This is a genomic window from Micromonospora sp. ABR4_055 (genome assembly GCF_056160425.1).
The window spans coordinates 17,415-41,738 of the sequence record NZ_JBSWXD010000029.1 but is presented as its reverse complement, the minus strand read 5'-3'; the positions used below and the strand labels follow the sequence as shown (position 1 = coordinate 41,738).

The window sequence follows — 24,324 nt, the reverse complement described above, 5'->3', positions numbered from 1 at the left end:
CCTCGACCAACGACGCGTACGGATGCAGCCGGGACGCACGTGCACCGCCGGTCGGACGACGCGCGGGCGGGCGGGCGGAACGCAGGCCGTCGGACGAGGTTTCGCCATCCACCCCGGAAGCACGACAAACAGGCCGACCAAGTCCGACCGGTTAGGATTACAGTTGATTTATATCGGTAAATTACTAAAGCAACACTTATGGCCTGCATAAATCGTGACCACAGGCTACATACAAGCGGCCCTGGCAGGGATAATCCAATCCCGACACTCAGACCCCGCAAGGGGTGGATGTTCCAGTCGGGAGCGCTATCATAAGTCTCCGTGACAGGAGTCGACGGGGAGGCCTCTTGACAACTGGGCGTGACGCGGACGCGGCCCGAAGCCCGGACACCACGGGGATCCTCGACGAGATCCTCAGTGCGTTCACCAGGGCCCTGCGGCGGCAGGGCAGCCAGTTGATCAGCCGGCCCGAGGTCGTCGACCAGCTCGCCGGCCAGGTCGCGTCGGTCCTCGACGACGTGGCGGCTCAGCTCGAACTGCCGGACGCACCCCGGGTAGCGCTGACCGGTGAGGCTCGACTGTCCAGTGTTGAAATCGGCGCGCAGCGGGCCGAGCACGGCATCCATCCGGTGGAGTCGCTACGCGCCGCCATCACGTTGTTCGAGGTCGGCCTGCCGATCATCAATCGGGAGTTCGCGCCCTCCGACAACATCAGCGCGACCCGGATCAGCAAACTGTTCCATAAGGCGATCATGGCGCGGGTCGCCGTCGGATCCCTGTCCTACGTGACGTTCCTGATGACAAAGCTGCAGGAGTCCCGGCAGGAGGAACGGCGACGGATAGCTCGCGAGTTGCACGACCGGGTGCTGCACGGCATGAGCCTGACGCTGCACCGACTGGACCTTAACCGGCACTACGCCGAACACGACCAGGCGCGTGCGCGGGCCCATCTCGACAGCGCGGTCGAGTACCTCGGCGAGGCGGTGCGCACCGTACAGCAGCTCTCCGCTGAGCTGCGCCGTTGCGTCGGCGAGGAGGGCCTGGCGAGCGCGCTGCGCGACTACCTGAAGGTGACGACACCACCATCGGTACGGGCCTCGCTGCGCATCGCCGGCGATGTCAAGGCCCTGCCGCCGGACACCGCCGAGGAGCTCTACCTGATCCTGCGCGAGGCGGTCCGCAACGCGCTACGCCACGCCGCACCGCGCCGGCTGGACGTCACCGTCGACATAGCTGCCACCGAGGTGCGCGCCGTGGTCTCCGACGACGGACAGGGCTTCGACCCGGGTGGACCGGACCGGGCCGGCGGCGGACTACCGTCGATGCGGGAGCGGGCACTGCTGCTACGGGGCCGACTCGCCATCGTCAGCGAGCCAGGCAAGGGCACCCGCATCGAGGTACGGGTCCCGCTGATGGAGAGCGGGCTTTGACCGCCCCGGACCGGCCGCAGATCCGGGTCTGTCTCGCCGACGACCACACGCTGATGCGCGACGGCATCCGCGAGATGCTCTGCACCGATGCCGGATTCACGGTCGTCGGCGAGGCGTCGACCGGGCCGGAGGCGGTGGCCGTGTGCGTCCGGTTACGACCCGACGTCCTGCTGCTGGACGTGGAGATGCCCGGCCTCGGCGCCGCCGCCGTCGTCCGCCAGGTCGGCCGGGCCGCCCCACAGACCCGGGTCGTCGTGGTGACCATGCACGACGACCCGGACCTCGTGTCCGAACTGCTGGCGGCCGGCGCGGTCGCGTACCTGCTCAAGACGATCCTGCGGGACGAACTCGTCGCCGCCGTCCGGTCGGTGGTGCGCCGGCCCATGCAGAACGTCCTGCTGGCGGTGTCCCGCGCGACCGTGGAACGGCTCGACCGGCAGCGACCGCGCACCACGACGCCGTTGACCGAACGCGAGTTGGAGGTGCTGCGGTTGACCGCCGAGGCGCTGAGCAACGCCCAGATCGCCGGTCGGCTGTGCATCACAGAGGCCACCGTCAAACGGCATCTGACGAACATCTACGCGAAGCTGCGCGCGGTGTCGCGAGTCGACGCGGTCCGCAAGGCCACCGCCGCGCGGCTGATCAAGCCGGTGCCGCAGGCACCGGTCAGCTGACCGGGCTCGCCCGCATCGCCGCACTTCGGCGCTCGGCGTCGCCGCTGGCCACCGCCGGGCCTGGCAAGAACATTCGGCCTAGGGTCCGCGATGGTGCCGAGCATTCGGCAGCCGTAGGTTGATCACCGGACCCGAGAACAGGAGGTGATGTCGGTGGTCGAGGAATCCCAGTGGATGGACAGTCCGCGAACGGGGCCGCATCGCACCTTCGCGCACGGCTGGGTCGAGTTGCTGACCGGCCGGGACGGTCGACTTGACCTGGTCGAGGGCCGGCAGCTGCTCGACCCGGTGACCGGTCGGGCCGGCCGGGACCGCTCGGGCCGGCATCGGTGGGAGGTGAGCGCCCTGGCCGCCGGTCGTCTGCACGGCAGGGACGTCGTGGTGTCCGGCGACCGCCTGGGTACGGTCTGGGTCCGCGACGGGGTGTCCGGCGCCCCGGTCGGTGAGGTGTTGCGCACCGACGGGAAGGTGACGGCCCTGGCGATCGGCGACCACCAGGGGCGGGCGGCCGTGTTCGTGGCCGGTAACGACAGCCCGTGGGGCCCGGATGCCGCGATGATGCTCACCGTATGGGATCCGGACACCGGTGAACGCATGCACGTGTACGGCGACGCGAAGGACGCCACGGTCCGTGCCCGGTTGGTCGACGGGCCGCCCGCGCAGACCTCCATCCATGCCCTGGTCACGTTCGCCGGGCGCATCGTCACGGTGGAGGCTGCCGGGTCCGGGTTGTGCGTGTACGAGCCGGAGACCGGCTCGCCGGTCGGGCCGGTGTTCGGCGATGACCAGCCGTTCCGGATAGCGGCGACGACGGTCGACGACCAGCTCCTGGTGGCGACGTTGAAGGAAGGACGTGTACGGGTGTGGTCCGCCCGTACCGGGGAGCCGGTCGGACCGCCCCTGGAGCCGCCGACCGACGACCCCTTCTGGGAGGTGTGGTTGGGGCCGGTGGCGGGTCGGCTGACCGTGTTCGCCCAGACCGACTCAGGGAGCGTGCGGGCTTTCGCCCCGGACACTGGCGAACCGGCGCCGGTTGCGGTGGTCGACGGGCTCCACGTGGCGTCGATGCTCGTGACGGAGCTCGACGGACGCACCACGGTCGTGTCAAAGGACTACAACAACTCGTACTCCTCGCCAGTGCTGGTGTGGACCGTCCCGTCCGCCGGCGCACCGGAACTGGTCGGCCGGTTCGGGTCGAACGCCAGCCATGTTGTCCTCGCCGCCGCCGCGGGCAGGCCGACCGTGGTCACCGGTGCCGTCGACGGTGGCGTGCGCCAGTTCGACCTCACGACGGGAGTGCAGTCCCCCAGCCTCTACCACGGCTGCGACGCCAGCGGGCCGATGGTCGTGACCGAGGTCGACTCGCGGCCGTTGCTGGTCGGCGGTGGCTCCGACGGGCTGCACCACAGATCTGGAACGCGGTCTCCGGCAGGGCGATCCGCTGACCGAGCCATGGTCGCCCGAGCGTCGGATCCAACAGCTGCACGCCCGGATCACCGCACCTGAACAGCGCAAACACCTCGGCCGGCGGGGAGCATGAGATCGGTGGTACGTCCTCCGAGGCTTCATGCTGCTGGATCAGGTCCAGGCTTGTTCGAGTGCCAGAGCCAGTCGCCTGGTCCATTGCTCGGCGGTGCCGGTGATCGCGGGGTACTCATCGGTGAAGTTGGTCCAGTCGACTTGCCAGGACAGCACCGTCTCGGCCGTGAAGGTGTCCGCTTCGACGCCAAGCTCCGGCCTCATGAGCTGACGGACCAGGTCCTGGTCGACGGTGGTGTGTTCGGCGAGCAGGACCGCGTCGTACAGGTCCTTGCCCTGGGGCCACATGTCGGTAGCCAACCAGAGCAGCTTCCACGCCAGCGACAGGGAGGCGGACGCCGCCAGGATCGGCTTGCCCACCCCGGGAAGCGCCACCGCTTCCGGCGGGCAGGGCAGTTGCTCACCGAAGACGACGTCGATCTGCACCTCGCCATCTGGTAACCCCGGCGCGACGAACGGAACGACGAGGCGGCGGCCGTCGGCGCGTTCGTAGGTCCAGATCCCCGACTCGGCGATCCGCTCTGGTCGCAGCCCCGGACCCGGGTCCGCTCGCAGAGCGCTGCGGATGTCGTCGAGCAGGACGCGGGCATCGGCACTGTCGCTGGTGACGGTGTGCGGGGTGACGACGAAGTCGAGATCGCGAGGCTCACGGGCATCATCACCGAACCAGGCGGCCATGGTGACGCTACCCCGCAGAACAAGACAGCCACCCGCTGACGTTGTCGCGATAGCCGCCAAGACGTGGTTCATCGCAGCACGCCGGGCAGCAGCCCACCGCTGACCGACACTTTCCACCGCGAAGTCTGGTTCAGCGGTGCGGTAGGCATTCGGGTACTGCTTGAGTGCTGGGTCGAACACCGCTCCCTGGCGGACGGTCGAACTGGCCGGTACGGGCAGGTACGTCGGTGGGAAACCCGGGGAACCCGCCGGAGCAGATCGCATCTCGGCCTCACGCGCCTGGACCCAACCGCTCGCAGTCCGCTTCGGCAGGTCCAGCCAGCCCTGGTCGTGGTGGATGTCGCTGTCGAACACCACGTACTCCTGCTCCACCCTGACCGCCTCGTGTCCGGCAGCGTTCAACGCCTGGAGCAGCTCATCCAACCGCTGCTTGGCCGTGACGAGCCCGATACCATGGCACCGCTGGTTGACGAACCGTTCCTGGGCACCGTCCGCCGTTTCCCGACGGGCGTTACGTGACAGCCGCGCCCCGTACGGCACGACCAGGTCGGTGACTGCCAGCAGATCCGCCACCGTCGTCCTGGTCAGCAGCAGTTTGACGTGATGCTCAAAGTACCGGCCCGGCGGCTCGGCCACCGCCTGTTCATCCGACTGCGGTACGCCGACGCACCACGGCGCCGCCTCGATCTTCGAACGGCACGGGTACATGCCCGCCTCACGCAGATCGCGCTGCCAACGCTGCACCGACGCACGCTGTTCGACCAGGGTCCCTTGCCCGGTCAGGGTGATCATCGGTTGAGACGTGAACCTGCCACGATCGAGTACGATGTGGACGAACTTCAGGCCGTGCTGCGCAGCGAACGCGGACAACTTCTCGGCCTGAGGGGCGTGAACCGTAATGTGGATCTCGAAGTCCCCCGCCACATCCAGCACCGGCGCAGTCTATGGCACGCCCACCAGACGGCCCCACGCGATTCCGAGACCAGCACCGGCGGCGTCAAGCCGTCGAGTCGCGCCGTCGCCAGCGGCTGCAGACAGCCGCGCCCGACCCGAGGCCCAGGGTGGCCGCATCCCTCAGCGGCGAACAGACATCCCGGAAGCTGTAGCCAGGGGCACCCCCATCGATTCACCAGGAATTTTGGAGGGGTCATGGCTTGGAAGGAAGCGCACGGGAACCGCCACCGGGTCCGGTACCGACACGCGGGCCGGTTGGTCACTGACGGCACCTACGACACAGCCGAAGCAGCACAAGCCCGCGTCAGCCGGCTCGATCGCCTCAACCGAGCCGTCGCATCGAACGCGTCTGGCGACCCGCCTGTGATGGCCACCCCCACCGCCGAGAACCGATCATCACCGGCTTCCGCTTCCACGACCTGCGGCACTCCACCGCACCTGGATGGACGAGGACGGCATCGCCGAAGCCCTGAAAAGCCAACGCCTCGGCCACCAGCTACCCGGCATCGGGGCGTCTACGCCCACGTCACCGAACCCATGCACCGACCACTGCTGGCGGCCCTGCAGAACCGGTGGCTGGACACTCCCCACCTCGGCACCGCGCCCGCCAAGTGAGTCATCCAGGCCCCGAGCCCTGACTCAGGCCGCGTCCAGTCCGGGACCCGAGGTCAGCCGTGCTCAAGACCAGTAGCCTGCTGTGGGCGGCGCGGGACCATGTCGATCTCCCGCAGGAGTCGACCGCGCCGCCCACCACCCGAGGACAACAACCGGTCAACGGAAGCTGTCACTCCCGGAGAGCGGTCCCGCTTCCCCTGTGGACCGGCCCCAGGTAAGGGTCACCACAGCAGCAGGCCCGTTACCGGATGACCGGTAACGGGCCTTGTGACGTGCTTGTACAGCTGGTGGGCGATACTGGGTTTGAACCAGTGACCTCTTCCGTGTCAAGTAACGATCATGGTCCCGTGACCACTCCCTAAACCACCCCTGACCTGGGCCGCGACGTCCGCCGCTATCCGCCAACGTCCGGGGTAGACCATCACGATTGACGCTCAGTTAGACACTCGGCTGGAGCACCGGACGCGCCCGACCACCCCACCGCAGACGCCGTTCGCTCCGCCGCCGGAGGGCGGTAGGTGCCCCGTCGGCACCAGCCCCGTGACCTGGGCGTCCGTGCATGGCGAACCGCCGGAGCGCCGAACTTCGGCACCACTTCGGCACAGACGTGCGACTGAGGAGCCGGACTCCTCCCCGTCGGAGGCGGGAACCCAACCGTTGACCCGGCGGGATACGTCATGCCAGTCTGCGCGCCCACGTCCGGCTGATGTCACCCCTGTACGTGACCTGCTGATATAGCTTCCGGTCGGTCCCGCCCGACCGCTACTGAACCTCGACGAATGAGACCAAGACTGAGACCAGGCCCGTCCCGGGGGGCGCAAACCTTGGCATCCGATCGCCGGGTTGCCCGCCCCGCTGCTGCAGCCGCACTGCCGGTGAATGCCAACCCAAGCCGATCAGGGGAAGGCGGCCAAGCTTCTAGCGTGTCACTCTTTAGGCATGGCCATGCGCAGATACGAAACTGAATCACGCATATCAATAGTTGTCTCCCCAAAGTTGCATGGGCGCCAAAAGGATATGCGGGACATTGATAGCGCGGTAGTCGAGGATTGCCACTTGTACGTAGTTTCTCGTCGACCCCGCCTCAGTGTCCATCCGACCTCAGTTCGGGCGACGAGTGGCGGGATTCGATTCGAAATTCGGGCTCAGGTGAGTGACACCTTTGTGAGCTATCCGATGGAGATGGCAAGCAAGTCATTTCGGGGTGAACTTTCTTGGGAGGCTGAGTGGCCGTACGAAGACTTCCGTTTGATGCACGAGGGAAAAGTTGTTCTTGAGGGCGCTGTCGGCATTCTTCCTCACGCAATGCAGGTGGAAGAGGAAAAGCTATTGGAACAGGAAGTGCTGTATATCGGCCAGGCGTTCGGCAAAGATGGCGAGAGAAGTGCGTACGATCGCCTCAAGAGTCATTCAACGCTGCAAGCCATATATGCCGAGAATAGGCCCGACTTTGAGATCTGGCTCACTCATTGTGAGATCAGCGACGTGGCACTGATTCAAGACATGGATACAGGGGATGCGCAAGTTTCGGGCGATGATGACATGGCCCATATGCTGGAGGTCTACCGCCGCGTGAATTCGCCGCAATTCTACAAGAGAGAAGCTTTGGCGATGGCGGAGGCTGGCCTGATTCGCTTCTTTAGACCGCAGTACAATGAGAAGTTCAAGAACAACTTTCCTGATCCAAAACATGTGCATATTTCCACCGCATACGAGCTTGATCTAGCCGACTTAATGGTGGAGCTTGTTGGAGAGGCAATAAACGTAAGGTTCTGGACTAAGCAACAGCCAGGACGGTCGACGTTGTGCCACACTGCCCGCTTCATCCTACGAGCCTCAGGCGGCCTTGCCTCTCTCGTGCTCCCTGATGTCACCCAGAACGCGCCCGAAGTGGAATGATTGACAGTCCTCGGTGCTGTTACCGGATAACCGGCACGGGTCGGCGGGCGGCAGACATGCCGGCTAGGTCTTCGGCGTAATCCGGCCGCTGCGGGCAACGCAGCGGCCGGGTACGCGGCTAGAAGGTGCCTGACTGCTGGATCCGCATCTTGGTCTCCATCCCGGTCTCAGCGCGGGCGCTACGACCTGGAGCCCGGCGACATCTCGCTTACAAGATCCGCTGCCCGCTGTACGCCTCGGTCCGCCACCGCCCACGACCAGGCACACGACCATCCCGAGGACCCTCCCGGACCGCCCCGAACAGCGGTTAACGAGACTGAAACGGAGACTGCATGGCTCCTGTCTCAGCCTGGGAACCGGCCGATTCGGCGTGAAGCAACGAGCCCTGGTCACGTGACCTGACCCGAAACCGCTCTTGAACTGAGCCCAACGTCCGCCGACGCGACGCCAAAGGCGGCGCGTGTACCGACGAGTCCAATGGACGGCGCGCTGAAGCACAGCTGAATCGACTTAACGGAATAAAGCACCCAAACCATTGCAGCACGGATATTCCATCAAATCACCCCTAGACAAAACGTGACGCGTCATGCATCGTCACAGACCGTGTCATCGTCCGAAAAGGTCACCGCAATCATCGCCATCGTCGGTCTACTAACCACCTTCTTCTCTCCCGCCATTGCGGCTTATGCGACAAATAGGACAAACCGCAAGGCTGAACAAAGACAGCTGAAAATTCAGCTTTTGATCGACTTGGCATATCACGTGGAACAGATATCAAAAACAATCGAGGCCATCGCAGACGATCTGCAGGAGTACACACCAGACCGACCGCCAGAACTCGCACACCAGATAACCCTAGACGCGCGCGTCAATCTCTTGGCTCCATATTACATCAGACGAGCATGGAAGCGACTACAAATGGCAGAGGCAAATGTGCTCGAGGACTACAATAATAGGGTCGAATACAGCCAGGGAAACATTCCTTACTTACCCACAGATTCCATCTCCCTCACCGAGGCAAGAAGTGCTATAAAGGACCTCGAAGTACAGATGAGAATAACAATCAAGAACGTTGAGAAACGCTACTAATCCACCAGTAAGGCAACTCAAATTAGCTCTCGGAGTTGTCCAGTTCACGTCGGAAGACTTCGGCGGCCAGCACCCGCGCAGATGGCGGGTACTGAATTTCGGGAGGCGCGGTCCGGCGGACCTCTTTCAAGGTGCATCCAGCAGCTATCAGGTTGCCGACCTGAAGGTACAGCCGCGTGATGTCCATAAGGTATGCGGCTCTGTGTTCTGCGGGAAGATGCAACCACTGGCCTCCTTGTATCGCTTCCTCGTGTTGAGCAAGCGCCTGGCGCATATTACCAAGGATTGCTTGCGTAATGACTTGAGTGAGCTCGACGGCGGCAGGACCAAACCTATTTCCCCGCTCTATGTCGTTGTTCCTGACCTGACGGGCAAGGCTGACCGCTTGCTGTAGTAGTTCCCGTACAGCGACCGCGTCGCTGTTGCCGGCGGCGGCTAACGCCGCTTGTAGCAGCAGGGCACCGTGCACGGACGTCCGCTCGGCGGATACGACATATTCGGGTGGCTGGGTGATGTGATGTGCGGCGGCTAGGGCGGTTGCGAGCGCAAGCCTGTTCTGGCCCAGGGCGCGTAGTGCTTGGGTGAGGCTCAGTGCTGCGGTTGCGGCAAGCATGCGGTCGTTTCCGGCTGTGATTATTGCTCGGTCTGCGGCGATCCATGCAAGGTGTGCTTCGTCGAGCTTCACCAGTACCGAGGAAGTGATCCTGTATGCCTGTACCAGCGAGTCAGCCATGGTCTCCGGGTGTAGCGTGTGCAACTGCTGACTGGTGCTCAGGAGGTCAGGAAGGATGCGGAGCAGTTGTGGGTAATCGCCGTGCCCGTACGTCAGCCAGGCGTGCTCTATCTGCCGCTGCAACTGACCTGGTTTCGGTGGGTGCAGAGCTTCTGTCGGACCGTTGAATGTCGCGTGACAGGCTAGCGTCGCTTTCAGCTTTTCCAGCCCACCGATTGCACTGCCGCTGGCTGGCGAGGGTTCATGTTCGTCGAGTAGTTCCACGGGATCGATGTGGAGTACTTCGGCGATGTGTTGGATGACGGAGACCTTGTCGAGTTTCCGTATGCCGCGTTCGACTTTGTCGACCCAGCTTTTTGATTTGCCGATGCGGTCAGCGAAGACTTGCTGTGTCATCCTGCGTCGCATGCGCCATTGGGCTACCCGACGGCCGACCGGTATCGGCGTCGCCGCCTGCCCTTGCTTGGTCGTTGTCACGGCAGTGGTTGGCGATCCGTGTTGCCGCTTCGCTGTTCGGCCTGCTCGTTCCGGTTCGCCGGTCGCGGATTCGCCGTTGGGATTTCACTGGCTCGGTGGTCCCGTTCCTGCGCTGGATGCACCACGTCGATTGCCAGGTCTGGACGCTGGAACCATTTCCCGAGCACGATTCCTCCGTAGAGATTGAGCGGTTGTTGTCGCCCTTGCTGGGGAGCCGTGACGCGCTTCTGTGAACCGTCGAATGTTGGTCCGGTTGACGGGTCTGGCTCGGAACGTTCGAGTACCGCTCGCCTTACGGGTGGGTCCAGCGTACGAAGCGTTGGTTGAGGTCTTCGGGGTCGGTGATGGCGTTGGGGTCGAGTTTGGTGATGTCTCGGGTGGCGAGGTGGAGCATGACGCCCATGAAGGTGGGGAGTGCTGTGGGGTTGTCGCGGAATTGGTTGATGAGGTCGATTCGGGCTTGTCCACATGGCCAGGGGTGGGCGCAGGTGCGGCAGAGCCAGAGTGGGCGTAGTGGTGTGTGGGTTTTGGGGGGTTGGCGGTGGTGGACGGGTGATTGGTTCGGTGGTGTCGTCACGAGTTCAAGGGTGTCGGTGTGACTAGCCCCTTGTCAACACGCTAGTAGCGGTTTGCCAAGTAGCGGTGTGACTAGTTGGCGTTTGAATAGTGTGCGGGCATGGGTCGCCACCTGTACGGGCCGCAGGAGCTGCAAGAGCGGCTCCGGGTGTCCCGTCAGCGGGTACAGCAGCTCATCCGACGTCCGGATTTCCCGGAGCCGTATGACCGTCTGGCTATGGGTTCTGTGTGGCGTATCGCGGACGTGGAAGCGTGGATCAGGAAGTTCCGGCCGCATCTGGATGAGCCGGACGAGGATTAGCCCGTTCTGGTGTCCGTGAGTGCGCCGGTGGCGTGGTGGATGGTGTGGGCTGCCTCCTGCGGGTCGGTGGTGGCGGTGTCGATGGTCAGGTCCGCGTCGACGGGTGGTGTCTGGTCCCACGCCGTGAGGCGGTCGGTGGTGTCGCCGGTGGCCCGTGCGTGGATGCGCTGCGCGGCGATGTCGCGGGGGCACCACAGGTAGACGACCAGCCACCGGGCCGACGGGGTGGCGTCGGTGACGGCGTGGATGCCGTCGGGTTGGCCCATGTGCAGGACGGGGACGCCCGTGGTGAGCGCCTGGTCCAGGCCGTGGCGGTCAATGACGTAGGTGGCCCCGTACCGCTGGTTGCGCCAGATGATGCCGCCGGCCGCGTCCAAGGCGTCAAGGTGGTCGGGGGTGGTCATGCGGTAGCCGCTGGTCCGTCCCCTACCGGTTTTGAGCCTGGCGAACAGGCGGTAGGCGGGGTCGATGGCGGCAAGCCGGCCGGTGACGGTGTCCTTCCCGGCCGCTGGTGGGCCGTAGAGGATGACACCCCGGTTCATGCGCTGGCCGCCGGCGCGGCCAGGATCGCGGACAGCAGCTCTTTGGCCTGCTTCTGCAGCGGGACGCTGGACGCGCAGTTGTCGATCACGGTGTGGGGTGCGGCCGGGCGCATGTCGAAGTTGACGGTGTCGAGGTAGGCGGGCCAGTTGGCGAGTTTGGCCGCGTCGCGGGCCGCGCCCCGGTGGCGGACGTAGGTGTGCATGGTGTCGGCGTCGCAGTACACCCACACGAACAGGGTCTGGGCGTTCATCGCGGTGTGGCTGGCCTGGATGCGGTCGACCCACGCCGCGTCGGTGAACTCGCGGATGAACGGGGCGGTAACGATGGCGCTGTTGCCGCAGGCGACGTTCTCATGGGCTACCGCGATGAGGGATTCGTACTCGCGTGGCCGAACCTTGGTGAAGTAGTCGTCCGACTCGCGGTCGTGGGGTGACAGGCCGAGGAGTTCCAACGCGGCTTCGACGACGGGGCGGGTGATGGTGTCCTTGTCGAGCATGGGCCAGCCGGTTTCCCTGGCGAGGACGCGCCCGAGTTCGGTCTTCCCGCTGCCGGCGTAGCCGCCGATCATCACGACCCGTGGGGTCCGCAGGCGGATGTCACCGCCGCGTGTCTGGTTGGGGGCGTTCACGATCCGCTTCGATCGGGACTTGCTGACGATGAGCCCTTCGTCGCCGAGGATCTTCATCGCTTCGGAGATCGTGAACACGCTGACGTCCCAGCGTTCGGCGAGTTCGCGGGTGGACGGCAGGGTGTCGCCGTCGCGCAGTACGCCCGCTTCGATCTCGTTGCGCAGGTTCCGGGCCACCTGTTGGTGCAGGGAGTCTGGTCGGCTGAGTCGGGGCTGAGGGGATGTCATGGGGTCCTCTCGCGTCGGGCGTCTGTCCGCGTCTGTCCAGGGAAGCCTACCAGTTGCCTAACAGATGGTATGCCCATCGTCGCAGCTCAGAGGCCAATTTTGATCTTCATCCTGCCCTAACAGTTGACCTGTCTCCATATCAGTTGTTAGCTTCATGTCGCTGGTCACGCCGACCAGCCAGGCCGAACAGGTCTGCAGAGGTCACCGCTGTGTCTTGTGGAGGAACGCGACATGCAGGCAACCCCTGTCCCGGACCCGACCGAGGTCGGTCCCACCGCCGCCGATCTGGTGGCGATCGAACGTGAGTGGCCGTTGATTGAGGCCGAGTTGGCGTTGCTGGATGCGGAGATCACCGCCCTGTACGCCGATGGCGGGCCGTCGCTGCTTGACCGCCGTCGGGTGCGGCGGGCTGAGCAGCGGGTGATGCGGGAAGCCGCCGCCCTGGGCGACGTCCAGGCCGTGACCGCGCTGCGAGTACGCAAGGCGGTGGCCTGATGACGACGCCCGCGAGCATGTACCCCCGCCCGGTGCAGGAGCTGTTGCCCGCCGCCCGTGCGATCGCCGCCCGCCTCGGTCAGGTGCCGTCGCGGAACCTGCTGATGAGGGAACTGCGGGTGGGTTCACCGAAGGCGACCGCCCTACGGGAAGCCCTCAACCAGGAACAGCAGGACCAGGACGCGGGTCAGGCCGAGTCCACGGGTGGGCACCGGGGGTTGCACCTGGTCCGCGACACCACCACCGACCAGCCTGCCGAGGCCGACGCACCGGCCCCGGTCGACCCGTCGCCGGAGTCAGCAGATGTGTCGGCAGACCCGGTACCGACCGCCCCGTCTGACGAGCCGCCCGCCGGGTCCGGGGCGGACCAGCCGTCGCCGGTCGCCGAGGACACCGCGCGACCGTTGTCGCCGGTGGCGGTGGACGGACACCCGGACACGAAGATCACTCCCGCTGACCGTCGGGCGGGTCGGTCGCCGGTGCGGTCGTGGGTGCTGCTGTTGCTGGCCGCTCCCGCGTTCGTGGCGATCTGGTCCGGCTGGGTGGGCTTGGGTGAGCTGACCGGGTTCGGTGTGGTCCACCCGCTACCGGGCATCTGGGATTCCCTCGCGGTGAACACGGCGATCACGCTGCCGATCGGCGTCGAAGCCTATGCCGCGTACGCGCTGCGGGCGTGGCTCGCACCGGACGGGGTTCCGCCGAGGGCGCGCAGGTTCGCGGCCTGGTCGGCGATCGGGTCGCTGGTGTTGGGTGCGGCCGGTCAGGTGGCCTATCACCTGATGGAGTCCGCCGGTATCACTGCCGCCCCGTGGTGGATCACGACCGTTGTCGCCTGTCTGCCGGTGGCCGTGCTCGGTATGGGTGCTGCTCTGGCGCACCTGCTGCACACCGACCGCCAGCAGCGGGAGCCGTGACTTTGCCCGGCGGCGCGGCCCATGGCCTAGGAAACCGCGCCGCGCCGCCGGCCCCTCAACCCTCAGCAAATCGCTTCGGGAAGGACTCTCATCGTGGCATCCACCGCTTCGCCGGACGAATTGCCGTCCACGGAAATCGTGTCGCGTATCCAGCACACCCCGGCCGGCGCGGAAGCGTGGGTGGAGCGTGACGGGCGCGGCCGGCTGTTCGTTCGCTGTCAGGGCTGCACTCTCTACCGGCAGGTCGACGGGATGGCTCCTGCCCTGGCCGCGCTGGTCACCCATCTACCGATCTGCCCCGGCGACGCGACCGGCGTCGGCCCCGGTCCGGTCTGACCCTGCCTGTGTGCCGGTGGCGTGGCCGGACGGCGTACCCGCCTGCCCGCCACTGGCCCCTCAACCTTGCGCGTTCCCCCTGGTTCCCTTTTGTTGGAGGCAACCCCTCATGCCCACCCCTGACGACGGTTACGACTGGCAGGCAGCGGAAACCGACCTCACCACCGACGGCAACGGTGCCGATGTGGTCGACCTGACCGCCCGCCGCCGCAAGACCAACCCGGCCGGGTCGTTCGCGGTCGACATCGACGACGAGAGCGACGACCGCGACGACGACGCCCCGGTCCCGGTCAACCCACCGACCAACCCGACCGGTGGCCGGTCCCGCCTGGCCGCTGTGGTCGGTGCGGAGCGTCGACCGATCATCCCCGCCTGGCTACGCTCCCGGACCGAACTTGCCAACGCCGTCCGCTGGACGGCAGGCCACTACACGCACGTCAGCCTGTATCACCTGTCCCGGTCACCGAAGTACGCCGCACGGCTGGCGTGGCGTGCCCCGTTCGGCGTGGCCCGGCTGCTCGGTCACACCGTGCGGTGGGTCACCGACGCCGAGGGCATCCCCGTGCGGCTGGCAGTGGTGCGGCAGGAAAACGCCGAACTGTATTTGAAGCTGTCGCGGCAGCGTGACATACGGGTCCGGTGGCGCGGCCTGGTCCTGACCGCGATCCTGCTGCTCGGCATCCCCACTGTGCTCACATTGATGGCCCTGGCCGGGTCGTGGCAGCGGTGGGCGATCCTCGCCGGTGTCGTCGCCCTGTTCGGTGTCGCGGGGACGCCGAAGGACAAGCCGCTGCTGGACGTGGCCGCTGTCAGTCCGCGTGTGCGGAAGCTGTCCGCCGACGTGGTCACCCGCGCGTTCCTCGCGGCCGGGTTGTGCAAGCCGGACGACCTGATCACCTTCCCCGCCCCGATCATGCGCGACGGACCCGGCTGGCGGGCCGTGATCGACCTGCCGTACTGGACGAACGCCGACAAGGCGATCAAAAAGCGTGACCAGTTGGCCGCCGGCCTCGACCTGGATGAGGTGCAGGTGTGGCCGGAGCGGGTACGCGGCACCACCGGATCGGCCCGCCGGCTGGCGTTGTGGGTCGCCGATGAGGACCCGTACGCGAAGGGGTCCGGCGCGTGGCCGCTCATCGGCAAGGGCGGCGTGGACATCTTCGCGCCGTTCCCGTTCGGGCAGGACCAGCGCGGACGCCCGGTCCCGCTGCTGCTCATGTTCACCTCCCTGCTGGTCGGAGCGATCCCGCGCATGGGCAAGACGTTCGCCGCACGCCTCCCGGTGCTCGCGGCGGCGTTGGATCCGATCGTTGAGCTGCACATCTACGACGGCAAGGGCGGTCAGGACTGGCGACCGTTCGAACGGATCGCCCACCGCACCGGCTACGGCGTCCGCGACGAGACGGTTCAAGCGCTGGTCGACGACCTACGCGGCCTGGTCGCCGACATGAACCGCCGCTACGACACCATCGCCACCCTGCCCGCCGACCTGTGCCCCGAATCCAAGGTCACCCGACAGATCGCCGAGAAACGGTCACTGAAGCTGTGGCCGGTCCTGGTCGCGGTGGACGAGTTTCAGCGCTACTCCGCCCACCCCGTGCACGGCGACGAGATCGTGTCGCTGCTGACCGAGCTGTGCAAGGTCGGCCCGTCGGTCGGGATCATGATCCTGCTCGCCACGCAGAAGCCCGACGGCAAAGCGGTCCCGACCGACCTGCGCGACAACATCGGTACCCGCTTCGCGCTCAAGACGATGACGTGGCAGTCGTCGGAAGCCGTCCTTGGTGCCGGGTCGTACACGGCCGGGTATGACTCGTCGCGGTTCCAACGCGGGCACAAGGGCGTCGGCATCCTGCTCGGCGCGGACGACTCCGGATCGGTCGACGAGGCCGTGACCGTGCGGACCAACCTCGCCGAAATGGCCGACGTCGAAAAGGTGGTCACCCGTGCGCGGGAGTTGCGGGAGCGGGCCGGAACCCTGACCGGCCACGCCATCGGCCAGGCACCCGAAGCCGTCGCCCGTGCCGGGGACACCCTGTTGGACGACATCCTCACTGTCGTCCCCAAGGGTGAGGCGAAGGTGTGGTCAGAGACCGTCGTCGCCCGACTCGCCGAGCTGCGCCCCGAGGTCTACGGCGGGTGGGAGACCGGGAACCTCGCCCCGGCGCTCAAGCCGCACGGGGTCACGGTCGGCCGGCAGGTGTGGGGCACCGACCCGGTCACCGGGGAACGCGCCAACCGTAAGGGCATCCTCCGCGACGACATCACCACCGCCGTAACCAAGCGTGACCAACGCCGCAAGGCGGGATAGCCGCTCGCGGGCCGCTAGGTCTATCGGCGACACCCGCTAGACCTAGCGGCACCGCTAGCCCTCGAAACAAACCCCTGCCAGGACGCTAGCCGCCTAGCGCCCCTACCCCCGCACGCCCGAAAACCGCCTGTGGAGGCACCCCGTGGACCCGTACGCCACCCTCGCTAGCCTGCTCTGCCCCCTCCTGACCCTAGTCACGTTCGGTTACCTGGTCACCTGCGCGATCTGGCCGTTCGGCCCCTGCCGACGCTGCCACGGCACCGGGAAACGCCGCGCCCCGTACGGCAAGGCGTTCCGCCTCTGCTACCGCTGCGACGGCACCGGACGCCGTATCCGCATCGGCCGACACGTGTGGAACGAGATCCGCCGCGAACACCGCAACGGCACCCACCGATGAACCGCCGCCGGCACCCGCACGGGGAACACACCGACTGGTGCGCCCGTGACCACCGCTGCGGACACGACGGACACCGCTCCCCGTCCATGGTCGTCGACCTGCCCGGCCAGGCACGCGCCGTCCTCACCCGCATCCGCACCGGCGACGGACACGACCAGGCCGAAATCCGCGTACGGGTCGCCCTGGCCGACGCCGACCCCGCCGCCCGCCGACAACTGGCGGTACTGCTCGCCGACCTGGACGACCTGATCACCCGCGCTGGTCGCGCCCGGTACCCACGTCCCGCCGCCTGACCACCCACGGACACCAGAGAAGGAGGAACGCCGTATGAGTCGACAGTCCACCCACGACCACGCTGCCGAGCGGGCCGTGATCGGCGCGGCGCTGGTCGCCCCGCCGGTCATGGCCGACCTGATCGCCCTGCTCACCGCCGAGGACTTCCACCGACCGGCCCACGGGATCATCTGGCAGGCGTTGACCGCCGTGCACGCCACCGGGCAGGCCACTGACCCGATCACCCTCACGGCGCATCTCGCCGAGTCTGGCGAGTTGGGCAAGGTCGGTGGTGCCCCGTACCTGCACACGCTCATGCAGGGCGTTCCCGCCGTCGGCAATGCCGGGCACTACGCGCGCATCGTGGCCGATCATGCCGCCCGCCGCCGGGTCGTCGACCTGGGCGAGCGGCTGACCAGCCTCGCCGCGTCCGGGGCGGACGTCGCCGACGTGGTGGCGACCGGCCGTGCGCTGCTCGACCAGGCCGACCAGGGTGGTTGGGCACCGTTGATTCCGCTCGGCGACCGCCGCCACCTGCCCGCGTTCCCCGCCGAGATGCTGCCCGCATGGGTCGCCGAGATGGTCTACGGGGTTGCCGAGTTCACACAGACCCCGGTCGACCTGCCCGGCTGCATCGCCCTCGCCGCTCTGTCGACGGCTGCCGGTGGACGGGCCGAGGTGGAGGTACGCGGGTCGTGGCGGGAACCGGTCAACCTGTTCACCGTCGCCGTGTTGCCGCCCGGTTCGCGGAAGTCGGCGGTGTTCGCGGCGATCACCGGGCCTCTGTTGGCCGCTGAGAAGGCGTTGGTGGAACGGACCCGACCAGCCATCGTCGAAGCCGAGTTGGCCGCACGGGTGGCGGGGAAGACGGCCGAACGAACGGCGATCGCTGCCGCGAACGCCGATGCGTCCGGCCGTGACACCCTCTTGGCTGAGGCGACCGCCGCCGCGATGAACGCCGACACCATCACCGTTCCGGCGTTGCCGCAACTCGTTGCGGACGACGTCACCAGCGAGGAAGCCGCATCCCTCCTAGCCGAACAGGGCGGACGCCTGGCCGTGCTGTCCCCCGAAGGTGGCATCTTCGCCACCATCGCCGGCCGCTACTCCGGAACCCCCAACCTGGAAGTCTTCCTCAAGGGCCATGCCGGGGACATGCTGCGCGTCAACCGCCGGTCCCGTGCGCCGGAACACGTCGAGCATCCGGCGCTGACACTCGGTCTGGCCGTGCAACCCGACGTCCTACGGGACATCGCAGACATGCCGGGATTCCGCGGCAAAGGGCTGCTGGCGCGCATCCTGTTCTCGCTGCCGGAGAACACCGTCGGACGGCGCAGGATCGGAGCCGACCCGGTCTCTGAGCCGGTGGCAACCACGTACGCGGGCAACCTCGCCACGCTCGTGATGTCCCTCGCCGAGTGGACCGACCCGGCCGTGTTGCCACTCACCCCCGACGCCAACAACCGCGTCATGGACATCGAACGCGCGGTGGAACCCCGCCTGGCTCCCGGCGGAGCGTGGTCACACCTCGTCGACTGGGGCAGCAAGTACACCGGCGCGGTCGTCCGCATCGCCGGACTGATCCACCTCGCCGAACACCTACGCGACGGATGGGGAAAACCCATCCAGGCCGACACCATCGACCGGGCCGCCCTGCTCGGCGACTACTACGCCGCTCACGCCCTGGCCGCGTTCGACGACATGGGAGCCGACCGGACCAGCCGCCACGCCCGCCACGCCCTGAACTGGATCGAACGCACCACCACGACCGCGTTCACGAAGCGGGAACTGTTCCGGGCGGTCCGCAGTAGCCAACTGCCCACCGTCGCCGACCTCGACCCCGCCCTGTCCCTGCTCGAAACCCACGGCTACATCCGCCAGCTTGAGCAACCCCGCACGCGGGCCGGTGGCCGACCGCCGTCGCCGTCGTACCTGGTCCACCCCGACGTACACGGGCAACCCGCCGCCACCGTCCACGCCCTACCCGACGCCGTCCGGCGGACCGCCTGATGCCCCGGACAGAACTGACACAACTGACACAACCCCCTGCCGACCGAGGTTCTGTCAGTTCTGTCAGTTCTGTCCACGACCAAACGAGGTGCCCGCCGCCCCGGCCGACCGTCGGCAGCAACCGAGGCCCGCCACGTCCGCCGGACCGCCGAACCCCTCGGACAGAACTGACACAACTGACACAACCCCCCGCTGACCGAGGTTCTGTCAGTTCTGTCAGTTCTGTCCCACGACCAACCGCCACCACCACTCACCGCCTCAGGACTGACAGGAGCACCCCTCACCGTGCCACCCAAGGCGCTCTACAAGGTCTCGGAAGCCATGGTCATCCTCAGCCTCAGCCGCACGATCGTCTATGAACTCATCCGCTCCGGCCGGCTCCGGTCGGTCCGGGAAGGCCGCGCCCGGCTGATCCCCGCAGCCGCGATCGCCGACTACGTCGCCCTGCTCGAACGCGAGAGCACCGGGCGGGCCGCCTGATGACGAAGCGACGCAGCAGAGGCGACGGTGGCCTGTACTGGAGCGAAGCCCGGCAACGATGGATCGCTGAGATCACCATCGGCTTCACCCCGGCCGGGAAGCGGCTCTACCGGCGCGGCAGCGGCAAGACCAAGACCGAAGCCAAGGCCAAGCTCAAAGAGGTCATGCGTGACCATGAGGACGGGATCGCCATCGGCCCAACCGGCGTCACCGTCGCCGACGCGGTGAAGGACTGGCTGACGTACGGGTTGAACGGCCGGGCCGCGAGCACGGTCACCAAGTACACGATCTTGTGCGACACGCACGTCATCCCGGCCCTGGGCGCGCGCAAGCTCCGTGAGTTGAGCGCCAGCGACGTCGACCGGTGGTTAGCCGACAAGGCGAAGGAGCTGAGCACGGGAACCGTGGGGGTGATCCATTCCTGTCTGAACCGGGCGGTGAAACGGGCGATGGCGCGCGACCTGGTCAAACGCAACGTGGTCGACCTGTGCAGTATCCCGTCCGGGCAGGCCGGTCGCCCGTCGAAGTCGCTCAACCTCGACCAGGCCAAGGCGGTCCTGAAAGCCGCTGAACGCAGCGGCCTCTACGCGTACGTCGTGGTGTCGCTGCTCACCGGCGCCCGTACCGAGGAGCTGCGGGCGCTGCGGTGGGATCATGTCGACCTGGTCGGCAAACCGGACGCCGATCCGCCCACTCCCCCGGCAATGAACGTGTGGCGGTCGGTGCGGGTCGGTGGCGACACCAAGACCAGGAAGTCACGTCGCACCCTCGCCCTATCCGCCCGGTGCATCGCGGCCCTCAAACAGCACCAGGCCGAACAGGAACGGGCGCGGCAGCGTGCCGGGAGCCGGTGGACGGAAACTGGTGTGGTGTTCTCGTCGTCGACAGGGCAGGAACTGGACGCTGCGAACGTCCGGCGAGCCTTCCGCCGGATCGCCAAGCTGGCCGGGCTGAACGAGAGGGAGTGGACGCCCCGCGAACTGCGACACAGCTTCGTGTCGCTGCTGTCGGACAGCGGCATGAGCCTTGAGCAGATCGCCGACCTGGTCGGCCACGCGGGCACGTCGGTCACGGAGAAGGTCTACCGGCACCAGCTACGGCCGGTCCTGCTCGGCGGAGCACGGGCCATGGATGAGATCTTCGGACCCGACGACGAACCAGCCGTGGAAGCTTAGACACTCAGTTAGACACTCAGAGGCCGTGCCGAGTGATCGGCACGGCCTCTGACCTGGTGGGCGATACTGGGTTTGAACCAGTGACCTCTTCCGTGTCAAGGAAGCGCGCTCCCACTGCGCCAATCGCCCTCGTTGTGACGAGGTGGAGACGGGATTTGAACCCGTGTACACGGCTTTGCAGGCCGTTGCCTCGCCTCTCGGCCACTCCACCGAGGTTGCCCCCGACGTGCTGTGGTGGCATCTCCGAGCGGACGACGGGACTCGAACCCGCGACCCTCACCTTGGCAAGGTGATGCGCTACCAACTGCGCTACGTCCGCTTGTCTCAGTCGGCCTTCCCGCCCCTCGGGCGTTCCTGCCAACGGATGGAAACTTTAGCCCAGCCGCCGCGAGAGTGCCAACTCGGGGGGTGGGCCGGCGCGCCCGATGCACGATACCCGACAAAGTTCTCATATCACTCTGCGGGCCGTCTGGCTCCGTGAAATCGATTCGCCTTACCTGATCCCGGCCCTTTCCTGAGTCAGGAAATTGACTGGTAACTCATCGTATCGATGATAGTGCGTTACCGTGTTCGCCGTGACAAGACGTTCGGCCGAAGTACGCCTTGACTCGCTGCTGCGTACCGCCTGTGAGGTGATCGTGGAGCGCGGTCTGGCCAACACCCGCACCGCGGACGTGGCGGAAGCCGCCGGGGTGAGTCAGGCGCTGGTCTTCTACCACTTCTCCACCAAGGACCGGCTGCTCGCCGAGGCGTTCGCGTACGCCGCCGAGCAGGACCTGGCCCGGCTCGACACGGTCGTCCGGTCGACCGCCGAGCCGCTGGAGAAACTGAAGAAGATCATTCGGCTGTACGCCCCGACCGGTAAGTCCAAGGCGTGGACGCTGTGGATCGACGGTTGGTCGGAGTCGCTGCGTACCCCCGCTTTGAACCGGGTGTGCCGCAACCTCGACCTGCGCTGGAAGGAGGCACTGATCAAGGTGATCGCCACCGGGTGCGCCGACGGCACCTTCCAGTGCCCGGACCCGAAGGGAGCGGCCTGGCGGATCAACGCACTGATCGACGGGCTGGCGGTGCAGGCCGCGATGCACGATCGGGTGGTCTCCCGCCGACAGCTCACCGAGTGGATCCGGTTGTCCGTCGCGCGGGAAATCGGCCGCAAGCCGGAAGAGCTCGCCTGACCGTCGGCCGCGTCGAAGCGGTTCACGCCGCTACCCGACCACCTACCCCAGCATCTCGACAACCTGCTGACGGCTGAGTTCGCCGTCAACGACCAGCACCTCGTGCCGGCGGCCGATCCGTCCGCCGGCCGGCACGGTCAGTGGCTGGGCGAACGCCAGTGCCACGCACACGCCGGGGTAGCCGCCGGTCCGGACGAACCAGTGGTCACCGTCGCCGAGGCCGGTGAAGACCAGCGTGTACGGATCGCCGTCGGCGCTCCGGCCGGTCAACGCCACCCACGGTTCGGTGCTGCCGTTGACCGTCTACTCGCCCTCGGCGGCAGCGGTGAACGCGTGCGGTACGCCGGGGGCCAGCCGCCAGAAGAAGCCGCCGTAGTGGGGATCGACCTCGGGCCGTACGACGTAGTCGGCGACCGGACGTCCGGCCACCTCCAGCACCACGGTGTCGCTCATGCACGTACCGTCTCTCGGTGTCCGTCTGCTCAACCGGGTGTCCAGCTGCGGCCAGGATCGCCGGCCAGGGGGCGGAGGCGACGGTGCAGCCGGTTACGGACGTATCTGCCCACGGCGGGCGACGTCAGAGCCTGGGTCGGCGGCGGCCGCCCGGGTCGGGCTGCCGGCCGGAGCCGAAGCGACCGGGCCGGCCGGACCGGCTCGAAGGGCTCCAGCCGCGGAACGGTGCCCCGGCACCCACACCGGCGCCGGCGACGGCTGGCACCGCGTCGTCGGGGTCGGCGAGGCCGCGCATCAGCCGGGCCCGGACCCGCAGCAGCAGACCGAAGCCGACGAAGACCATCGCGCCACCGACGACGAACCAGGCGACCGGGATACCGGAGGCGTCGCCGGCCGGGATCGCGTCCACCGGCTGTGGGCCACCACCACCGGCCCCGGCCGGCGCGTCGCCGCCCGGCACCGCAGCCCCGGGCTGGCTGTCCACCGGTTCCTCGGCCAGCTCGGACGGCTCGGGATCCGAGCCACCCGGCTCGCCGACCACCGGCAGCGTCGCTGCGGTGTCGGCCAGCAGTTGCGTGTTCTCGTCGTACACCTCGACGGTGAAGGTCACCTTGCCCTCGGCGTCGTCGGCGAAGCTGAACTGGTACTGCGCGGTGACCGTACGGTCGGCGCAGAGGATGCCGGGATCAAGCTGCACGTCGGTCAGCCGGGCGTCGTCACCGTCGGTCTGCACGTCGACCGCGAACGCCGCGCCCTGCTCGACCCGGGCCGCCCGGATATCGTCGAGGCCGACACCTTCCGAGCGCAGCACCAACGACCAGCGGACCTTCTCGCACTCACCGCCGAGGTTCCGGCTGACCACAACGGTCATCTCGACCGGCCCGGCACCCGCGACCGCCTCGTCCGGCAACTCGGTGACCTGCGCCCGGTAGCCGGCCTGGGCGAACGCCGGTGTCGCCGCGGTCAGCACCAGTCCGGCCACTGCAGCCAGCCCGACCCCGACCCGGGCCGCGATTCGCCCCACCCAGCTCACCACCTTCTCCGGGTTGCCACCCGGCATCCGTCGCCGTGTCCACTGGCCACGGTACGGCCGTACCGGTGGACCGGACAGGGTCCGTTCTTCTCACCCAGTGCGAACTGAAACGGGTTAATTCACCACCTGTGGTGAACCGGTAACCGCTGGCCGCGACCGGCGCTCGCCGGGCCAGCCGGGCACAATCCGAATGGTGACCACTGATCTGTCGAGCGCCGAACTGTCGAGCGCCGAGCTGTCGACCTTCGTCCGCGCCCATGCCCGGCTCGCCCCGGTGGCCCACGTGCCGGAGCTGCGGCTCTACCAGGCGGCCGAGCCGATCGGCCTGTGGGAGCTGACCGAGGGTGAGTTCCGCAGCGAACAACCGCCGCCGTTCTGGGCGTTCCCCTGGGCCGGCGGTCAGGCGTTGGCCCGGTTCCTGCTGGACCACCCGCAGACCGTCGCCGGCCTGCGGGTGCTGGATCTGGCCTGCGGCTCCGGGTTGGTCGCGATCGCGGCGGCCAGGGCAGCGGCTGCGACGGTACGCGCGGTCGACGTGGATCCGGTGGCCGGCGCCGCCGCCGGGCTCAACGCCGCCGCGAACCGGGTACGGCTGGACGTCACCGTCGCCGACCTGCTCGACGGCGATCACGGCGACGCGCAGGTGGTGCTGGCCGGTGACGTGTTCTACAGCGAGGCGATGGCCGCGCGGATGCTGCGGTTCCTGCTGGCCGCCGCCGCCGACGGGGCCCGGGTGCTGGTCGGTGACCCGGACCGGGCGTACCTGCCCCGGGAGCGGTTCACCGAGCTGGCGGACCACCAGGTGCCGGTGCCGCCGGCGTTGGAGAGCGTCCGGGTCCGGCGTACCCGGGTCTGGCAGCTGCGCCCGCCGGTGCGCCGGCCGGCGCGGGCGCTAGCGTGACCGG

23 protein-coding genes, 3 tRNA genes and 1 pseudogene are annotated in these 24,324 nt (G+C 67.4%); 17 read left to right on the top strand and 10 right to left on the bottom strand.

The genetic code is table 11. The features are described from left to right. Window positions 1-347: 347 nt before the first annotated feature. The 3 genes from ACXAHD_RS10025 (at window position 348) to ACXAHD_RS10015 (ending at window position 3,610) form a co-directional block, all read left to right on the top strand. Window positions 348-1,430, top strand: coding sequence for a sensor histidine kinase (locus tag ACXAHD_RS10025; protein WP_281554130.1), 1,083 nt, complete (start codon window positions 348-350; stop codon window positions 1,428-1,430). After that, a complete protein-coding gene (locus tag ACXAHD_RS10020; RefSeq protein ID WP_281554129.1) occupies window positions 1,427-2,104 on the top strand; it encodes a response regulator in 678 nt (225 codons plus the stop codon). The genes ACXAHD_RS10025 and ACXAHD_RS10020 overlap by 4 nt, the downstream gene beginning before the upstream one ends. Window positions 2,105-2,257: 153 nt before the next feature. Beyond that, window positions 2,258-3,610 (top strand): WD40 repeat domain-containing protein, encoded by a 1,353-nt coding sequence (locus ACXAHD_RS10015; protein ID WP_475049956.1) that lies wholly within the window; start codon window positions 2,258-2,260, stop codon window positions 3,608-3,610. Between the two features lie 72 nt (window positions 3,611-3,682). On the opposite strand, the gene ACXAHD_RS10010 is transcribed toward ACXAHD_RS10015, so the two are convergent. Beyond that, window positions 3,683-5,254, bottom strand: a complete 1,572-nt coding sequence (locus ACXAHD_RS10010; protein WP_475049953.1) for a nucleotidyl transferase AbiEii/AbiGii toxin family protein — start codon at window positions 5,252-5,254, stop codon at window positions 3,683-3,685. Between the two features lie 1,785 nt (window positions 5,255-7,039). Between ACXAHD_RS10010 and ACXAHD_RS10005 the strand changes: the two genes are divergently transcribed. Both ACXAHD_RS10005 and ACXAHD_RS10000 read left to right on the top strand, forming a co-directional pair. Continuing rightward, the gene (locus ACXAHD_RS10005) at window positions 7,040-7,789 is read left to right on the top strand and encodes a hypothetical protein (RefSeq protein WP_475049950.1); all 750 of its coding nucleotides are present in this window, start codon (window positions 7,040-7,042) and stop codon (window positions 7,787-7,789) included. A 603-nt stretch (window positions 7,790-8,392) separates the two neighbouring features. Then, window positions 8,393-8,878, top strand: coding sequence for a hypothetical protein (locus tag ACXAHD_RS10000; protein WP_475049947.1), 486 nt, complete (start codon window positions 8,393-8,395; stop codon window positions 8,876-8,878). A 22-nt stretch (window positions 8,879-8,900) separates the two neighbouring features. On the opposite strand, the gene ACXAHD_RS09995 is transcribed toward ACXAHD_RS10000, so the two are convergent. Beyond that, window positions 8,901-10,088, bottom strand: a complete 1,188-nt coding sequence (locus ACXAHD_RS09995) for a helix-turn-helix domain-containing protein (protein ID WP_475049944.1) — start codon at window positions 10,086-10,088, stop codon at window positions 8,901-8,903. Between ACXAHD_RS09995 and ACXAHD_RS09990 the strand changes: the two genes are divergently transcribed. Continuing rightward, the gene (locus tag ACXAHD_RS09990; RefSeq protein WP_475049941.1) at window positions 10,082-10,321 is read left to right on the top strand and encodes a hypothetical protein; all 240 of its coding nucleotides are present in this window, start codon (window positions 10,082-10,084) and stop codon (window positions 10,319-10,321) included. The genes ACXAHD_RS09995 and ACXAHD_RS09990 overlap by 7 nt on opposite strands. A 640-nt stretch (window positions 10,322-10,961) precedes the next feature. Here the strand turns inward: ACXAHD_RS09990 and ACXAHD_RS09985 are convergent. Continuing rightward, entirely contained in the window at window positions 10,962-11,507 is a 546-nt protein-coding gene (locus ACXAHD_RS09985; RefSeq protein ID WP_475049938.1) for an ATP-binding protein, read from the bottom strand. After that, window positions 11,504-12,364 carry a GntR family transcriptional regulator gene (locus tag ACXAHD_RS09980; RefSeq protein WP_475049935.1) on the bottom strand — a complete coding sequence of 287 codons (861 nt, stop codon included), beginning with the start codon at window positions 12,362-12,364 and terminating at the stop codon, window positions 11,504-11,506. The genes ACXAHD_RS09985 and ACXAHD_RS09980 overlap by 4 nt, the downstream gene beginning before the upstream one ends. Before the next feature lie 231 nt (window positions 12,365-12,595). Between ACXAHD_RS09980 and ACXAHD_RS09975 the strand changes: the two genes are divergently transcribed. The 9 genes from ACXAHD_RS09975 to ACXAHD_RS09935 all read left to right on the top strand — a co-directional run bounded on the left by ACXAHD_RS09975 (window position 12,596) and on the right by ACXAHD_RS09935 (window position 20,755). Beyond that, the gene (locus ACXAHD_RS09975) at window positions 12,596-12,859 is read left to right on the top strand and encodes a DUF6284 family protein (RefSeq protein ID WP_475049932.1); all 264 of its coding nucleotides are present in this window, start codon (window positions 12,596-12,598) and stop codon (window positions 12,857-12,859) included. Next, complete coding sequence (locus tag ACXAHD_RS09970; RefSeq protein WP_475049930.1) at window positions 12,859-13,773, top strand: ABC transporter permease; 915 nt, start codon at window positions 12,859-12,861, stop codon at window positions 13,771-13,773. Before ACXAHD_RS09975 ends, ACXAHD_RS09970 begins: the two co-directional genes overlap by 1 nt. Window positions 13,774-13,866: 93 nt before the next feature. Further along, a complete protein-coding gene (locus tag ACXAHD_RS09965) occupies window positions 13,867-14,109 on the top strand; it encodes a hypothetical protein (RefSeq protein ID WP_475049928.1) in 243 nt (80 codons plus the stop codon). A gap of 109 nt (window positions 14,110-14,218) precedes the next feature. Then, a complete protein-coding gene (locus ACXAHD_RS09960; protein WP_475049925.1) occupies window positions 14,219-16,420 on the top strand; it encodes a cell division protein FtsK in 2,202 nt (733 codons plus the stop codon). Between the two features lie 142 nt (window positions 16,421-16,562). Further along, window positions 16,563-16,817 (top strand): hypothetical protein, encoded by a 255-nt coding sequence (locus ACXAHD_RS09955; RefSeq protein ID WP_475049921.1) that lies wholly within the window; start codon window positions 16,563-16,565, stop codon window positions 16,815-16,817. After that, window positions 16,814-17,110: a hypothetical protein gene (locus ACXAHD_RS09950; protein WP_475049919.1), complete on the top strand. Its 297-nt coding sequence runs from the start codon at window positions 16,814-16,816 to the stop codon at window positions 17,108-17,110. Before ACXAHD_RS09955 ends, ACXAHD_RS09950 begins: the two co-directional genes overlap by 4 nt. A gap of 34 nt (window positions 17,111-17,144) precedes the next feature. Then, entirely contained in the window at window positions 17,145-19,100 is a 1,956-nt protein-coding gene (locus ACXAHD_RS09945) for a YfjI family protein (RefSeq protein WP_475049917.1), read from the top strand. 264 nt (window positions 19,101-19,364) lie between these two features. Further along, entirely contained in the window at window positions 19,365-19,580 is a 216-nt protein-coding gene (locus tag ACXAHD_RS09940) for a helix-turn-helix domain-containing protein (protein WP_475049963.1), read from the top strand. After that, on the top strand, window positions 19,580-20,755 hold the full coding sequence (locus ACXAHD_RS09935; protein ID WP_475049914.1) for a site-specific integrase: 1,176 nt from the start codon (window positions 19,580-19,582) through the stop codon (window positions 20,753-20,755). Before ACXAHD_RS09940 ends, ACXAHD_RS09935 begins: the two co-directional genes overlap by 1 nt. Window positions 20,756-20,809: 54 nt before the next feature. Here the strand turns inward: ACXAHD_RS09935 and ACXAHD_RS09930 are convergent. The 3 genes from ACXAHD_RS09930 to ACXAHD_RS09920 form a co-directional block, all read right to left on the bottom strand. Further along, window positions 20,810-20,884 (bottom strand) — tRNA-Val (locus tag ACXAHD_RS09930). A gap of 11 nt (window positions 20,885-20,895) precedes the next feature. After that, window positions 20,896-20,966 (bottom strand) — tRNA-Cys (locus ACXAHD_RS09925). 35 nt (window positions 20,967-21,001) lie between these two features. Further along, window positions 21,002-21,074, bottom strand: a tRNA-Gly gene (locus ACXAHD_RS09920). A gap of 256 nt (window positions 21,075-21,330) precedes the next feature. Between ACXAHD_RS09920 and ACXAHD_RS09915 the strand changes: the two genes are divergently transcribed. Further along, window positions 21,331-21,933, top strand: a complete 603-nt coding sequence (locus tag ACXAHD_RS09915) for a TetR/AcrR family transcriptional regulator (RefSeq protein ID WP_475049911.1) — start codon at window positions 21,331-21,333, stop codon at window positions 21,931-21,933. Window positions 21,934-21,975: 42 nt separating this feature from the next. Here ACXAHD_RS09915 and ACXAHD_RS09910 read toward each other — a convergent pair. The 3 genes and pseudogenes from ACXAHD_RS09910 to ACXAHD_RS09900 all read right to left on the bottom strand — a co-directional run. Beyond that, window positions 21,976-22,221 (bottom strand): annotated as a pseudogene (locus ACXAHD_RS09910) (DUF6807 family protein); the annotation flags it as partial. A 15-nt stretch (window positions 22,222-22,236) separates the two neighbouring features. Then, the gene (locus ACXAHD_RS09905; RefSeq protein WP_475049909.1) at window positions 22,237-22,386 is read right to left on the bottom strand and encodes a hypothetical protein; all 150 of its coding nucleotides are present in this window, start codon (window positions 22,384-22,386) and stop codon (window positions 22,237-22,239) included. 124 nt (window positions 22,387-22,510) lie between these two features. Further along, window positions 22,511-23,446 carry a hypothetical protein gene (locus tag ACXAHD_RS09900; protein WP_475049907.1) on the bottom strand — a complete coding sequence of 312 codons (936 nt, stop codon included), beginning with the start codon at window positions 23,444-23,446 and terminating at the stop codon, window positions 22,511-22,513. 166 nt (window positions 23,447-23,612) lie between these two features. Between ACXAHD_RS09900 and ACXAHD_RS09895 the strand changes: the two genes are divergently transcribed. Beyond that, on the top strand, window positions 23,613-24,320 hold the full coding sequence (locus ACXAHD_RS09895; RefSeq protein ID WP_475049904.1) for a class I SAM-dependent methyltransferase: 708 nt from the start codon (window positions 23,613-23,615) through the stop codon (window positions 24,318-24,320). Window positions 24,321-24,324: the final 4 nt, after the last annotated feature.